Annotated in this window: 16 protein-coding genes; 9 read left to right on the forward strand and 7 right to left on the reverse strand. The window is 43.5% G+C overall.

The window, feature by feature from the left end:
* The first annotated feature begins 80 nt into the window (after positions 1 to 80).
* Together AC0L13_RS07730 and AC0L13_RS07735 are read left to right on the forward strand one after the other, a co-directional pair.
* The gene (locus AC0L13_RS07730) at positions 81 to 779 is read left to right on the forward strand and encodes a tRNA (adenine(22)-N(1))-methyltransferase (protein WP_473645572.1); all 699 of its coding nucleotides are present in this window, start codon (positions 81 to 83) and stop codon (positions 777 to 779) included.
* Positions 776 to 1,894: a Nif3-like dinuclear metal center hexameric protein gene (locus AC0L13_RS07735; protein ID WP_473645574.1), complete on the forward strand. Its 1,119-nt coding sequence runs from the start codon at positions 776 to 778 to the stop codon at positions 1,892 to 1,894. The genes AC0L13_RS07730 and AC0L13_RS07735 overlap by 4 nt, the downstream gene beginning before the upstream one ends.
* A 55-nt stretch (positions 1,895 to 1,949) precedes the next feature.
* On the opposite strand, the gene AC0L13_RS07740 is transcribed toward AC0L13_RS07735, so the two are convergent.
* The gene (locus AC0L13_RS07740; protein ID WP_440501743.1) at positions 1,950 to 2,930 is read right to left on the reverse strand and encodes a 4-hydroxy-3-methylbut-2-enyl diphosphate reductase; all 981 of its coding nucleotides are present in this window, start codon (positions 2,928 to 2,930) and stop codon (positions 1,950 to 1,952) included.
* A gap of 64 nt (positions 2,931 to 2,994) precedes the next feature.
* On the reverse strand, positions 2,995 to 3,426 hold the full coding sequence (gene vrrA / locus AC0L13_RS07745; RefSeq protein ID WP_473645576.1) for a VrrA/YqfQ family protein: 432 nt from the start codon (positions 3,424 to 3,426) through the stop codon (positions 2,995 to 2,997).
* A gap of 112 nt (positions 3,427 to 3,538) precedes the next feature.
* Between vrrA and AC0L13_RS07750 the strand changes: the two genes are divergently transcribed.
* Together AC0L13_RS07750 and AC0L13_RS07755 are read left to right on the forward strand one after the other, a co-directional pair.
* Positions 3,539 to 4,840, forward strand: coding sequence for a DEAD/DEAH box helicase (locus tag AC0L13_RS07750; RefSeq protein WP_473645578.1), 1,302 nt, complete (start codon positions 3,539 to 3,541; stop codon positions 4,838 to 4,840).
* Between the two features lie 7 nt (positions 4,841 to 4,847).
* A complete protein-coding gene (locus AC0L13_RS07755) occupies positions 4,848 to 5,735 on the forward strand; it encodes a deoxyribonuclease IV (RefSeq protein ID WP_473646899.1) in 888 nt (295 codons plus the stop codon).
* Between the two features lie 56 nt (positions 5,736 to 5,791).
* Here the strand turns inward: AC0L13_RS07755 and AC0L13_RS07760 are convergent, their stop codons facing one another.
* A complete protein-coding gene (locus AC0L13_RS07760) occupies positions 5,792 to 6,037 on the reverse strand; it encodes a hypothetical protein (protein WP_473645580.1) in 246 nt (81 codons plus the stop codon).
* A gap of 113 nt (positions 6,038 to 6,150) precedes the next feature.
* Here AC0L13_RS07760 and AC0L13_RS07765 point away from each other — a divergent pair, with 113 nt between their 5' ends.
* The 3 genes from AC0L13_RS07765 to AC0L13_RS07775 are packed head-to-tail and all read left to right on the forward strand — an operon-like array spanning position 6,151 to position 8,197.
* The gene (locus tag AC0L13_RS07765) at positions 6,151 to 6,915 is read left to right on the forward strand and encodes a metal ABC transporter ATP-binding protein (protein WP_473645582.1); all 765 of its coding nucleotides are present in this window, start codon (positions 6,151 to 6,153) and stop codon (positions 6,913 to 6,915) included.
* A gap of 2 nt (positions 6,916 to 6,917) precedes the next feature.
* Positions 6,918 to 7,784 (forward strand): metal ABC transporter permease, encoded by an 867-nt coding sequence (locus AC0L13_RS07770; protein ID WP_473645584.1) that lies wholly within the window; start codon positions 6,918 to 6,920, stop codon positions 7,782 to 7,784.
* Complete coding sequence (locus tag AC0L13_RS07775; RefSeq protein ID WP_473645586.1) at positions 7,781 to 8,197, forward strand: Fur family transcriptional regulator; 417 nt, start codon at positions 7,781 to 7,783, stop codon at positions 8,195 to 8,197. Before AC0L13_RS07770 ends, AC0L13_RS07775 begins: the two co-directional genes overlap by 4 nt.
* Positions 8,198 to 8,229: 32 nt before the next feature.
* On the opposite strand, the gene AC0L13_RS07780 is transcribed toward AC0L13_RS07775, so the two are convergent.
* The 4 genes from AC0L13_RS07780 to AC0L13_RS07795 all read right to left on the reverse strand — a co-directional run bounded on the left by AC0L13_RS07780 (position 8,230) and on the right by AC0L13_RS07795 (position 10,900).
* On the reverse strand, positions 8,230 to 8,814 hold the full coding sequence (locus AC0L13_RS07780; protein WP_473645588.1) for a 5' nucleotidase, NT5C type: 585 nt from the start codon (positions 8,812 to 8,814) through the stop codon (positions 8,230 to 8,232).
* A complete protein-coding gene (ispG, locus tag AC0L13_RS07785; RefSeq protein ID WP_473645590.1) occupies positions 8,811 to 9,935 on the reverse strand; it encodes a flavodoxin-dependent (E)-4-hydroxy-3-methylbut-2-enyl-diphosphate synthase in 1,125 nt (374 codons plus the stop codon). Before ispG ends, AC0L13_RS07780 begins: the two co-directional genes overlap by 4 nt.
* Positions 9,936 to 10,024: 89 nt before the next feature.
* Positions 10,025 to 10,351 carry a hypothetical protein gene (locus AC0L13_RS07790; RefSeq protein ID WP_473645592.1) on the reverse strand — a complete coding sequence of 109 codons (327 nt, stop codon included), beginning with the start codon at positions 10,349 to 10,351 and terminating at the stop codon, positions 10,025 to 10,027.
* 45 nt (positions 10,352 to 10,396) lie between these two features.
* Positions 10,397 to 10,900, reverse strand: a complete 504-nt coding sequence (locus AC0L13_RS07795; protein ID WP_473645594.1) for a DUF1189 family protein — start codon at positions 10,898 to 10,900, stop codon at positions 10,397 to 10,399.
* Positions 10,901 to 11,101: 201 nt separating this feature from the next.
* Between AC0L13_RS07795 and AC0L13_RS07800 the strand changes: the two genes are divergently transcribed.
* Both AC0L13_RS07800 and AC0L13_RS07805 read left to right on the forward strand, forming a co-directional pair.
* On the forward strand, positions 11,102 to 12,733 hold the full coding sequence (locus tag AC0L13_RS07800) for a Na/Pi cotransporter family protein (protein ID WP_473645596.1): 1,632 nt from the start codon (positions 11,102 to 11,104) through the stop codon (positions 12,731 to 12,733).
* A 24-nt stretch (positions 12,734 to 12,757) separates the two neighbouring features.
* Entirely contained in the window at positions 12,758 to 13,243 is a 486-nt protein-coding gene (locus tag AC0L13_RS07805; protein ID WP_473645599.1) for a DUF456 domain-containing protein, read from the forward strand.
* The last annotated feature ends 37 nt before the right edge of the window (positions 13,244 to 13,280 follow it).

Genomic DNA, 13,280 nt, shown 5'->3' on the forward strand with positions numbered 1-13,280 from the left:
AGCCTCCGATGGCTTTTTGAATTCTGGCAAAGATAGTGATATTCCCTTACAATAGTGAGTATTAGAAAGGCGGGGATCTATTGAATTCCGAAAAATTATCAAAAAGGCTAGAAGCGGTCGCATCGTTTGTCGGACAAGGGGCCATTCTAGCGGACATTGGAAGCGATCATGCATATTTGCCTTGCAATTTAGTGAAGGCTGGAAAAATCTCTAAAGCCATTGCAGGGGAGGTAGTGAAAGGGCCGTATGAATCAGCGGTGAGAAATGTCCGCAAGAAAGGTCTTTCAGATGCAATCACTGTCCGTCTAGCGAATGGATTGGAAGCTATTCAAGAATTTGATGGAGTGGATACAGTTTCCATCGCAGGAATGGGCGGACCTTTAATCGCAACTATATTAAAAAGCGGGAAAGATAAACTGCAAAACGTTAAACGAATCATCACACAACCAAATATTCATTCATTGTCAATTCGCGAGTGGGCCGTGCAAAACGGATGGAAAATTATCGACGAGCAGATTTTGAAGGAAGATAATAAAATTTACGAAATTGTCGTCCTTGAAAAAGGACAAGCGGAATATGACGAGTTGGAAATGGTCGTTGGCCCAATTCTGCTCAAACAAAAATCACAGGTTTTCATCGAAAAATGGAAACAGGAATCAGATGAATGGAAAAGAATTCTCGCAGCTTTAGACAATGCGGGTGATACGAATGAAATCGAAGAAAGAAAGAAACAATTACAGAAGAATATCGACTTAATCGGAGGGGTTTTGAAGCATTGAAAAAAGCGAATGGATATGAAATAATTACCCTTTTTGAACAATGGTCGCCAAAACGATATGCGGAAGATTGGGATCCGGTCGGGTTGCATCTCGGTCAGTTGAATCGTCAAGTCGAAAAGGTGCTCATCACATTAGATGTCAACGAAGCTGTTGTAGATGAAGCGATTGAAAAAGGAGCCAATTTGATCATTGCGCATCATCCTCCCATATTTCGTCCGATGAAACATATTTGGACAGACACGCCGCAAGGGAGGCTTGTTGAAAAATGCATTAAGCATGATATTTCTGTTTATGCTGCACATACGAATCTAGATGTTGCTCCTGGTGGAGTGAATGATTTGCTCGCTTCCCGTTTAAAACTTGAAAACATAGATGTGATGGAACCGACCATTTCTGATCCGCTTTACAAATTGGCTGTCTTTTGCCCAGTCGAGCATGCGGATGAATTACGGGGAGAGTTGGCGCGTTCAGGAGCAGGAGCAATCGGAGATTATGCCGGATGCAGCTTTTCGTCCACAGGAACTGGACGTTTCACCCCGTCAGCAGGTGCAGATCCGTTCATTGGAGAAATCGGGAAAATGGAAGAGGTAACTGAAGAGCGTATCGAAGTTGTTCTTCCAGGGCCGCTTCGATCGAAAGTGCTGAAAGCGATGTTGTCGGCACATCCATATGAAGAGCCTGCTTATGACTTTTTTGTGTTAGATCAGAGGACTGAAGAATTTGGGCTCGGAAGGGTAGGCACATTGCAAGAGGCTATGGAGCTTAAAGAGTTTGCCCAATTCGTCAAAGGAGCTCTAGACGTCCCTGCAGTCAGAATTGTAGGCGACGCGTCAAAACTTGTCCGAAAGGTTGCCGTACTTGGCGGCAGCGGCAGTAAATATATAAGATCCGCAAAACGAAAAGGTGCAGATGTATTCGTTACTGGAGATATGGATTTTCATAGTGCACAGGAGGCGGAACTGATGGACCTAGCCATCGTAGATCCAGGTCATCATGTAGAAAAAGTGATGATTGAAGGAGTGGCCCGCCATATGGAACAGGCATGCACGGAAAAAGGCTACGAAGTTTCTTTTATCAAATCAGAAATCGATACGGAACCATTCCGATTTGTATAACAAAAAAAGGCTGTTCCATGTCGATGTACGACGACGGAACAGCCCGTTTATTCTGTTATTCTGTTATTGCATAAGGTTCGATGCGCTTGACCGGTTCTGGATTTTTGATTTTTGGCAAGATCCGCTCCAATTTAAACTTCCGTTCAGGTACATGAGTCGACGGATCTTCCGGGTCGAAGCTTTCCAAGAAAGCAATCACTTCGCGGACAATTAACGTTGGCGTTGATGCTCCAGCTGTGACTGCGACCGTTTCGATGCCTTCCAGCCAATCGATATTAATCTCGGAAACATCTGAAATTCTGTACGAAGGCGTATTGGCAATTTCCACAGATACTTGTGTCAAACGGTTGGAGTTATTACTTTTAGGATCTCCGACAACGATTAACAAATCCGCTTCTCCTGCCTGCTCCGCTACAGCTTCTTGTCTCACTTGTGTGGCAAGGCAGATTTCCTTGTGCACTTCAATGTGAGGGAATTTCTCTTTCAACGCATCCATAATATGAGCAACGTCCCATTGACTCATCGTCGTCTGATTCGTTACAAGCAGCTTTTCATTATCGAGTAAAAGGCTATCGACATCGTCAAGCGTCTCGATCAGATGGACGGCATGGGGCGCGACGCCAATCGCTCCTTCTGGCTCAGGATGATGTTTCTTTCCGATATAAATGATATCGTAGCCTTCTGCAGTCTTTTCTGTGATCAGATCGTGAGTGACCGTAACATCGGGGCAAGTTGCATCAATAGAAACGAGCCCTTTGCGTTTAGCCAATTCTCGAACTTCCGGTGACACGCCGTGCGCAGTGAAAATAACAGTACCCGTTTCCACTTTTTCGAGGATTTCCAACCTGTTTTCACCATCCAACGTGATGATGCCATCTTCCTCAAATGCATCTGTGACATGTTTATTATGAACAATCATGCCTAATATATAAATAGGTCTCGGCAAAGTTTTGTCGAGTGCTGCATTTCTCGCGATTACCATTGCATCGACAACCCCGTAACAATAGCCGCGCGGGGAAATCTTTTTGACTTTCATTCACTCCACACTCCTCTAAAGGGATCTGTATCCATTATAGCGGAGTCAGGCACACGTTTCAAAATTATAATTTGGGAGGCTGAAAGATCCGTGGATTAGAAGCGCCGGGTTGCGGACTTGGTGCGCCGGCGGATGCGGCGTTGGAGGCTGCTCCCGCTGCTCCTCCCGCAGAAGGAAGCGACTGGAAGCCTTTATATAATCTCCACATCGCAGGTAAGTTCTGGAACATGGGAGCAATTTGCTGGACTAGTGGCGCGTATTGTTGTGCGGTATTTAAAAACCGGTTCGCTGTTTGCATGTACATTTCCATCTTGGATGTATTTTGAAACGGAGCCGGTGCGGACGAGCCGAACGGATTTCCCATCGGAGACCCTTGAAAAGGTTGTCTCGGTATTTGGGAGAAGTTCTGCTGTTGCTGTGGGCCGCGGAAAGGCTGCCTCATTGCAAACGGCGAATTTTGCGCACGAGCGAATGGATAGAAGGATTCGTACCTCATGGATAACCCCTTTCATTTGGTCATTGTGAACTTTCACAATCTATACTATGCCAAAATCGCATACTGCGGAACGGAATCATGCTACAATAGGAATACGTTAGGAGGCATACGAATGTCTAAATTCACTGATTATCAATTCAAACCTTTCCTTAGGGAGGCAATTGCCCGATTGGGGTTTGAACACCCTACACCGATACAAAAAGAAATGATCCCTTTAATCCTCAAAGGGTCCAATGCGATCGGACAAGCACATACAGGTACAGGTAAGTCGCACAGCTTCCTTATTCCGATTCTAGAACGTCTGGACGAGGAGAAGGAAGAATTGCAAGCGGTCATCACCGCGCCGACGAGAGAACTCGCATTGCAGCTATATGAAGAATTGAATAAAATGACAGAAAAAACAAGTATCCGAAGCTCGCTTTTAATTGGAGGAACTGACAAGCAACGCTCCATCGACAAGTTAAAATCGAATCCACACATCATTGTGGGAACGCCTGGCAGAATTCGTGACCTTGCAGATGAAGGAGCTTTAGCAATTCATACAGCAACTATTCTGGTAATCGATGAAGCCGATTTGGCATTTGACATGGGATTCATCGAGGATATCGATAAATTTGCTTCTAAAATGCCGACGGACTTGGAAATGTATGTTTTTTCAGCAACAATTCCTGAAAAGCTGAAGCCATTCCTGTCTAAGTATATGGAAAGCCCTGTTCACGTACAGATCGGGAATAAAAAGCCTTTAACAGAAGGCATGAAATATTCACTAGTACCTGTCCGGAGCATGGACCGTAAGAAAAAGCTATTGCATGTTTTGGAAGCTATTAATCCATACTTAGCGATCGTCTTTACGAACACGAAGCAAAATGCCGATGAGGTCGCTGATTACTTAGCAGAACATGGCATAAAGGCGGGCAGAATCCACGGTGATTTATCCCCACGCGAACGTACAAGGATGATGAAACAGATCAGGGATCTCGAATATCAATATATCGTCGCAACTGATCTTGCAGCCCGTGGGATTGACATCCCTGGGGTGAGTCACGTCGTCAACTATGAATTGCCTGATGACTTAGAGTTCTTTATCCACCGGGTAGGAAGAACAGCCCGGGCAGGCCTAGAAGGTATCGCCATCACAATGTATGAACCTTCGGAGGACGACAAAATTGTTCAAATTGAAAAGATGGGCATTCCATTCATCCATGAAGATGTAAAAAAAGGCGAGTGGATTGAAGTCAAGGAACGCCATGCGCGGAAGAAGCGTGTCAAAGAAGTGGATGAACTTGATCGTAAAGCAGCTTCATATGTACGTAAACCGTCGAAGGTCAAGCCTGGATATAAAAAGAAAATGGCTAAGGATATAGAGAAATTCAAGAAGAGGGAAAGGAGATTGAAACGAAGAAATGAAAAATGATCAACCATTGCTATTAGGTTCACATGTTTCGATGAGCGGCAAAAAGATGCTGCTAGGTTCTAGTGAAGAGGCGTTGGGCTACGGCGCTACAACATTCATGATTTATACGGGAGCTCCGCAAAATACGCGAAGAAAACCGATTGAAGAATTGAATATCGAAGCGGGATTATTGCATATGAAAGAGAATGGCCTATCGAATATCGTTGTCCACGCTCCATATATCATTAATATCGGTAACACGACTAAGCCTGAGACGTTCAGATTAGGCGTTGACTTTCTACAGCAGGAGATTCAAAGAACAGCGGCTCTTGGGGCGGATCAGATCGTTCTGCACCCTGGTGCGCACGTCGGCGCAGGAGCCGATCAAGGAATTGCTAAAATCATTGAAGGATTGAATGAAGTTCTTGCTGAAGATTCAACAGTCCGCATTGCGCTTGAAACGATGGCAGGAAAGGGCAGCGAATGTGGAAGAAACTTTGATGAAATTGCAAAAATCATTGACGGTGTTCACAACAATGAACGCCTATCAGTATGTTTTGATACTTGTCACGTACATGATGCAGGCTATGACATCGTTAATGATTTCGATGGCGTGTTGCAAGAATTCGATAACATTATCGGGAAAGACAGAATATCAGTCATCCACGTCAATGACAGTAAAAACGAACGTGGTGCAATGAAGGACCGTCATGAGAATATCGGGCATGGACATATCGGCTTCGACGCGCTCAGTTACATCGTTCATCATCCGGAGTTTATGTCAATTCCTAAAATTCTTGAAACGCCTTTCGTAGGCAATGATGCAAAAAACAAAAAAGCTCCATATCAATATGAAATTGAAATGTTGAAATCGAAAACATTCCAAGCAAACCAACGTGAGCTTTTATTAGTATGAAAATGATGAAAACCCGCTAATTGGTCATTCCAATGGCGGGTTGCTTTTATGTCTTTTTAAATCATATCCAAATATTGTCGGAATAACTCTTCTCCCTTTTTATCCCCGACAGCACGCTTCACTTTTGCGATGAAGCTTTCCGGAATGCCGGTAAAAATCCAGTGGAATGAAATTTCATCAAGCAAAGGACGCAACGCTCTAATTTCTTTTACTGATAAATTGATGCCATATGCATCGGCCAATAATTTGGCTTCTTCATCACTCTTCCTTTTTATTTCATTCAATATTTGCATATAATCCAAATTGCACCATTCCTTCTTAATTAGTTGTGTCCGGCCGAATCTTCCTATATACTTCTACTAGTAATCGTAATCGTTCCTGTTTACATTTTTTCAACAGAAAGGGATTTTACTATATGACAAATACAATAATTGAATGTATCGATGTCAGTTTTCGGTATGAACAGTCTACCGTTCTCGAAGATATATCATTGGAAGTAAAAGAAGGGGAGTTCTGGGCGCTCATCGGGCCGAACGGTTCCGGAAAATCCACTCTGATCAATATTATTTTAGGATTATTGAAGGCGGATCAGGGGACAGTAAAGCTATTTGGCCAAAACGTTGATTCCTTCAGGCAGAGGGAGCGTATTGGATATGTCTCCCAAAAGTCGAATTCATTCAATTCGGGATTTCCAGCGACAGTTCTTGAAGTCGTGAAAAGCGGTCTAACGCGAAAGGTTGGTTTATTTAAAAGTTTTTCAAAGCACGATGAGCAAAAAGCATTGGAAGCTTTGCGCATCGTGAAAATGGACCAATTCGCTTACCAAAATATTGGTGAGTTATCAGGCGGCCAGCAGCAACGTGTCTTCATCGCTCGTGCATTAGTAGGTGAACCGGATTTGCTGATTATGGATGAACCGACTGTCGGAATCGATCAGAAAAACGTAGCTTCGTTCTATTCTATGCTGAATGAATTGAACCGTGAACATGGGATTGCAATCCTGCTCGTTACCCATGAAATCGATCTTGTAACTGAGCTTGCGACACATGTCGCATGTCTCAATAGATCTATCCATTTCCATGGAGTGCAATCGGAATACAAAAAGATGAATGATGTAGACATATCGTTATGGTACGGTCACCCTGTACGGCGCGTCCATCAAGAACAAAGGGAGGTTTGACCGTGATTAGTGCTTTACTCACATATGAATTTCTTCAAAATGCATTTTTATCTGGACTAATTATCGGAGTCATCGCTCCGTTGCTTGGGCTATTCATCGTTGTAAGAAGGTTGGCGCTTATCGCTGATGCATTGAGCCACGTCGCATTGGCCGGAATAGCGGGAAGCCTTTTTTTAAGTCAGTCAGTCCTTCTTTTTTCCGCTTTGAATCCGGTATATTTAGGGATGGTCAGTGCGGTAGGGGGATCATTATTGATTGAAAGGCTGAGGGGTGCATATAAGCATTTCGAGGAGCTGGCAATCCCTATCATCCTTTCCACCGGCATTGGCTTCGGAGCGATTTTTATCTCGTTGGCGAAAGGATTCGGCTCTGACCTTGTCGGTTACTTATTCGGCTCCGTTTCAGCTGTAAGCCGGCAGGATTTATGGATTATCATCATAATCACCATCGTCGTTCTAGCGTTTATTCGATTTTTCTATAAAGAAATGTTCGCTTTGTCATTCGACAAGGAATACGCAAAAGTATCTGGCGTCAACGGAAAGATCATTCAAATGGTCTTCATGATTATCGTCGCACTTGTTATTGGAGCATCAATGAGGATTGTCGGCATCTTGCTCGTTTCATCGTTGATGACGATACCGGTTGCAGCTGCCATACAGCTTGCTAAAAGTTTCAAGGGGGCGCTTATTTACTCCATCGTCATTGGTGAGCTGTCGGTCATTGTAGGGCTGTTTGCAGCATTTCATCTGGATATTGCTCCGGGAGGGACGATTGTCATTACGTCTATCATCATTTTATTACTTGTGTTAGGTTGGAATAAAGTGAAAGGCAAACAGTCTACCCGGAAAAGGAAGGGGGAATTCGCATGACACTCGATGAAGCATGGCGCATTTTGCAAGAACATCAGTTCAAAAGGACAAAAAATCGCGAGACGATTTTAGAATTCTTTTCTGAGAATGACAGGTATTTGACAGCGTTGGAAGTAAGGAAGTTCATGGCTTCTGATAATCCTGGCATTAGCTTTGATACGATCTATCGCAATTTGACGACTTTTTCGGAGCTTGGTATTTTGGAAGAGACTGAATTGAATGGAGAGAGGCATTTTAGGATGCAATGCGATCATGGCGTCCATCATCACCATTTTATTTGCACAGCATGCGGCAAAACGCGGAACATAGCACATTGCCCAATGGAATCGATTACGGTGAATTTGCAAGGCTATGAAGTAGAAGGCCATAAATTCGAAATCTACGGCAAATGTCCGATTTGTGTGGAACAATAAAAAGGAGTAGGGGATTGAACCCTACTCCTTTTTTAGTTCACTTTTTCTTGAATGGGAAACAGCTTTTTGATCCATTGGTCGGCTTCTTGCCAACTTGTCACACGTATAACACCTTCCGGAATGGGTTCGCGGTTATATGGTGTATCAAAGAGAAGGACAGGAATATTCAATTCCTCATGAATCGCGACTGCGTTATCATGCTTGTCTTCAAAAAACGCGTCGACATTGAACTTTCTCGCCGTCTCGATCTTATGATGGCTGCCGATCAGCTCGATATGGTCATAAGGGATTTCCTCACGTTCAAACCAATCAAGCGTACAATCCGTCACGTTTTCGCCCCGGGCGGAAATATAATAAAGCTCATAATGCTCCCGCCATTCGGACAAGATCATTTTCGCATATTCCTGTGCTGGTGACGATTCGTAAATTGTCACTTCCGCTTGACGGTACCAGTCATAAAACTCTTTCTCGTCAACAGGAAAAGCTTTCGTCAAATCATATTCTTTAATATCGTCTAGAATCAGATTGCATCCAAATTGTGCATTGATATGTGGAAGAAGAGAGGTGGGACATGTGACTGTCCCATCGATATCAATGCCGAAACGGATTTTCCTCATTCAGAGGCCCCGCTTTGAAGAAGCAGCTCTTCTTGGCGTTTCTTTTCAAAGTACTCTTCAGCAAGCTTGTCGATCTCCATTTTCAGTTCTTCCACCATTGTTTCCTCAGGCACTTTACGGACGGTTTTCCCTTTCATGAAGAGTAATCCTTCTCCACGGGCACCTGCAATACCGATATCCGCTTCACGTGCTTCTCCAGGGCCGTTAACGGCACAACCTAATACTGCTACTTTCAACGGCGCTTTAATTGTAGAAATATATTCCTCTACTTCATTCGCAATGGAAATCAAGTCAATCTCAATACGTCCGCAAGTCGGACAAGAGATTAGCGTGGCGGCATTTGAAGAAAGACCAAATATTTTCAATAGTTCACGTGCCACTTTTATTTCCTGTACAGGATCTGCGCTCAATGAAACACGCAGCGTATTCCCGATACCTGCTGAAAGCAATGTACCAAGGCCCGCCGCACTTTTGATGGATCCAGCGAACAATGTTCCAGACTCTGTAATCCCGAGGTGCAATGGATAATCGAATGCAGCAGCAGCTTTCTTGTACGCTTCTACTGCCAGGTTCACATCTGACGCTTTCAATGAAACGATAATATCGTGAAAATCAAGGTCTTCCAATATTTTAATATGATGCAAGGCACTTTCAACCATGCCATCTGCAGTCGGATAACCATATTTTTTCAAGATGTGTTTTTCAAGTGAACCAGCGTTTACACCGATTCGAATCGGAATGCCTTTTTCTTTCGCCGCTCTGACGACTGCTTCCACTTTTTCCTGACGGCCAATATTGCCCGGGTTGATCCGGATTTTATCTGCACCTTGCTCGATTGCGATCAATGCAAGCTTATAATCGAAATGGATATCGACAACGAGCGGGATATTGATCCGTTCTTTAATAGCTCCGATAGAATATGCGGCACGTTCGTCCGGACATGCAACACGGACGATTTGACAGCCGGCTTCTTCCAGACGTAAAATCTCTGCCACCGTTGCCTCTACATCATGTGTTTTAGTTGTTGTCATACTTTGGATGAATAGTTCGTCGCTGCCGCCGATTGTCAAATTGCCTACCCGTACAGGACGTGTTTTGGATCTGTGTATTATTTCACTCATGGGTATATTCTCTCCTTACAAACTCATAACTAATATCTATTTTAGCAATCAATCGGATGAAAAAACAAGGGACACCGCTTAAAACATCATTAATTGCAATTATCCTGGCTCGTTTTCGAAAGGGGGAGTTGAACGGAAAGACCGCCAATTAGCTCCTGGTTTCGAAGATGGGGATTCAGGGAATAAAAAGCTGATAATCTTTCTACAAAAGTGGATTCCGGATCTGGGTACATCGCAAAAAGAGATTCGATCGTGTCACCTAGGATTGTTGTAACATGTAAGCTTTCCATTTTCGTTTCTTCACAAGGCTGTTCATCCCCAAAAAACGATGCTAGAGGGATTGTCCCGTCCCCCAAGTCGATTCGGATAATATGAAAGGTAAGAAATAAAATTACGGCTACGAATAAAGTACGCATGAACATTCCCCCTTCCCACACAATATGCGGGAATTTGGAAAGTATTCATCTGGGTACTTTTGGATAATACTTGAGAGCGGCAATTATGTAGCCAATATGGATTAAGGACGAGAAAAGTATGCCGAAAGTTTCCCAAGCTGGCAAGAAATCTAGAGAAATCGTCAGCAGCAATGGAACGGTGATAGCTATGGCGGCAGTCCTCCAAATAAAGCGGTATTCTATACGCCTCTTTATTAACTTGCCGATCCATATACCGATAGCCGCAAATAAGCTGATCCGCACAAATACGTAAAATGTCGCAATGACAAATTGAAAGATGAAGGCCATCGGATAAATAAGCCCGCCGATCGTTTCACTATACTCGGTCAGTTCAGGAGAAGCTTCAAACAATTCGGTATCGCCAATAGTGAAGCGAGTAAATGAAATGAGTGTCATTAGCAATATAAAAAAGAAAGCATAACGGATTACACGTCCGATCGGAAGTAGCCGGAATGCTGCAAGTTTTTTCGGCTCATGGAATGCAGCCAAAAATATCTGATGGAACTTCAAAGTTGGACCTCCTTTACTTACAGATAGTCTACCATGTATGCAAGTGGGAAGTGGGGATATCAAATTCGACAGAAGTATGACTTTTTTCCGCTGGATTGTTAAGGGAATGTAAAGATTTGCCCACTTCTATTTACAATTCGTTAACATAGTTAACATAATGGGAATGCTTAAAGATAATGTATGATGGAGGTATGCTGAGTAATGGAAATAAATTGGCAGGAAGTGCTCTTTCAATTTGTAGGGGGTCTTGGAATCTTCCTATTCGCCATAAAGTATATGGGTGATGGCTTACAAAAAGCTGCAGGGGATAGGCTTAGGAGTATTTTGGATAGATTTACGACAAACCCGTTCATGGGTGTCCTCGTCGGAATTATCGTGACCGTACTCATACAGTCGAGCTCGGGTACAACTGTTATTACCGTCGGTTTGGTAAGTGCAGGCTTCATGACCCTTCGCCAGGCAATCGGCGTTATTATGGGTGCAAACATTGGAACGACGATTACAGCTTTCATTATAGGTCTTGATGTCGGCGCGTACGCATTGCCGATTATGGCGCTTGGTGCAATTCTAATTTTCTTCTTCAAAAAGAATACTATTAAGAACTTTGGTGAAGTTGTATTTGGATTTGGGGGCCTATTCCTCGGTCTTGAGCTAATGAGTGAAGGGATGAAGCCGCTTAGGTCGCTTTCTGCATTCTCTGACTTTACAGTTTCAATGGCTGAACATCCTATACTTGGGGTTGTTGCAGGAACAGTCTTCACACTTATCGTCCAAAGCTCAAGTGCAACTGTTGGGATTTTGCAAGGGCTGTATGCGGAGAACCTTGTCTCGCTTCAAGCCGCATTACCGATTCTTTTTGGGGATAACATCGGAACAACGATCACAGCAGTTCTTGCGTCGATAGGCGCATCTGTGGCAGCAAGAAGAGCAGCGGCGGCACATGTTCTCTTCAATGTAGTTGGAACAGTCGTTTTCTTGATTCTCCTGTATCCTTTCACGCTTTATGTCGAATGGATTTCCGGGCTTCTGGCGTTGGAAAGTAAAATGCAAATTGCTTTTGCGCATGGCACTTTCAACGTTGCGAATACTGTTATACAGTTCCCTCTGATTGGTGCTTGGGCGTTGCTCGTGACGAAAATAATTCCAGGCAAGGATGTTACAATCGAGTACAGACCGAAGCACTTGGATCCGAATTTCATCAATCAATCTCCTTCCGTCGCCATTGGACAAGCGAAGGAAGAAATTATCAGGATGGGTGATTTCGCAGTACAAGGAATGGAAGAAACATATGAGTATTTGAAGACAAGCAACAAGCGTCATGCTGAAACGGCCTACCAAATAGAAGATGCTATCAATAATTTAGACCGTAAAATAACTGATTACCTTGTGGATATTTCTGCGGTTAATATTTCTCCGATCGAATCTGCAAGACACGTCATGCTGATGGATACGGTACGAGATATCGAACGGATTGGAGATCACTTTGAAAATATTATCGAATTGATCGATTTCCGTGAAGTGAACCGTGTGAAATTGACTGAGGATGCTATGAAAGATTTAACAGAAATGTTCACGTTGACAATTGCTACCGTTCAAAAAGCGGTGCGCTCACTTGATATGAATGACGTCGGGTTAGCGAAAGAAGTTGCTGAGCAAGAGGCTTTAATAGATAAGATGGAACGTAAATTTAGGAAAAACCATATTGTTCGTTTGAATGAAGGGCATTGTTCTGCACAATCAGGAATGGTCTTTGTCGATATCGTTTCCAATCTTGAACGAATCGGTGATCATGCTGTAAATATTGCAGAAGCCATTTTAGGCAAACGGGTATAATATAGGGATCAAGGAGGGAAGTCAATGGAAATAGCAGGATGGATTGCGGCTATTGTCATGTTCATCATCGCCTTCATCGGCTTGTTTTATCCGATCATTCCTTCCGTGTTTTTCATAATCGGCGGATTCTTGTTGTATGGATGGATAGCTTCCTTTGAAGAGATGACTTGGTTATTTTGGGTAATCCAAGTGTTGTTCGTCATTTTACTGTTCGGTGCGGATACACTTGCAAACATTGTTGGTGTCAAGAAATTCGGAGGTTCAAAGGCTGGTATGTGGGGAAGCACGATTGGACTGCTAATTGGTCCTTTCGTGATTCCGGTAGCAGGAATCCTAATCGGACCATTCTTAGGTGCATTCCTGTCAGAACTGCTAGTGACACGGACCGGTGTGAAACAATCATTGAAAACGGGTGTCGGTTCAATTGTCGGTTTCTTCACTTCCATCGCTGCTAAAGGTGCGGTCATGTTACTTATGATTGGAATTTTCATACTCTATGTTACGACGTAGTTCATTTCAATTGAATGGCCTCCCAAATTTTGATAAT

Source organism: Sporosarcina sp. QA0331 (assembly GCF_055808055.1).

Bases quoted from the DNA above. Each gene is read 5' to 3' on its own strand.
- AC0L13_RS07740 (WP_440501743.1), bottom strand. From the start codon at position 2,930: ATGAAAGTCAAAAAGATTTCCCCGCGCGGCTATTGTTACGGGGTTGTC.
- vrrA (WP_473645576.1), bottom strand. From the start codon at position 3,426: ATGAGGTACGAATCCTTCTATCCATTCGCTCGTGCGCAAAATTCGCCG.
- AC0L13_RS07750 (WP_473645578.1), top strand. From the start codon at position 3,539: ATGTCTAAATTCACTGATTATCAATTCAAACCTTTCCTTAGGGAGGCA.
- AC0L13_RS07765 (WP_473645582.1), top strand. From the start codon at position 6,151: ATGACAAATACAATAATTGAATGTATCGATGTCAGTTTTCGGTATGAA.
- AC0L13_RS07775 (WP_473645586.1), top strand. From the start codon at position 7,781: ATGACACTCGATGAAGCATGGCGCATTTTGCAAGAACATCAGTTCAAA.
- AC0L13_RS07780 (WP_473645588.1), bottom strand. From the start codon at position 8,814: ATGAGGAAAATCCGTTTCGGCATTGATATCGATGGGACAGTCACATGT.
- ispG (WP_473645590.1), bottom strand. From the start codon at position 9,935: ATGAGTGAAATAATACACAGATCCAAAACACGTCCTGTACGGGTAGGC.
- AC0L13_RS07790 (WP_473645592.1), bottom strand. From the start codon at position 10,351: ATGCGTACTTTATTCGTAGCCGTAATTTTATTTCTTACCTTTCATATT.
- AC0L13_RS07800 (WP_473645596.1), top strand. From the start codon at position 11,102: ATGGAAATAAATTGGCAGGAAGTGCTCTTTCAATTTGTAGGGGGTCTT.
- AC0L13_RS07805 (WP_473645599.1), top strand. From the start codon at position 12,758: ATGGAAATAGCAGGATGGATTGCGGCTATTGTCATGTTCATCATCGCC.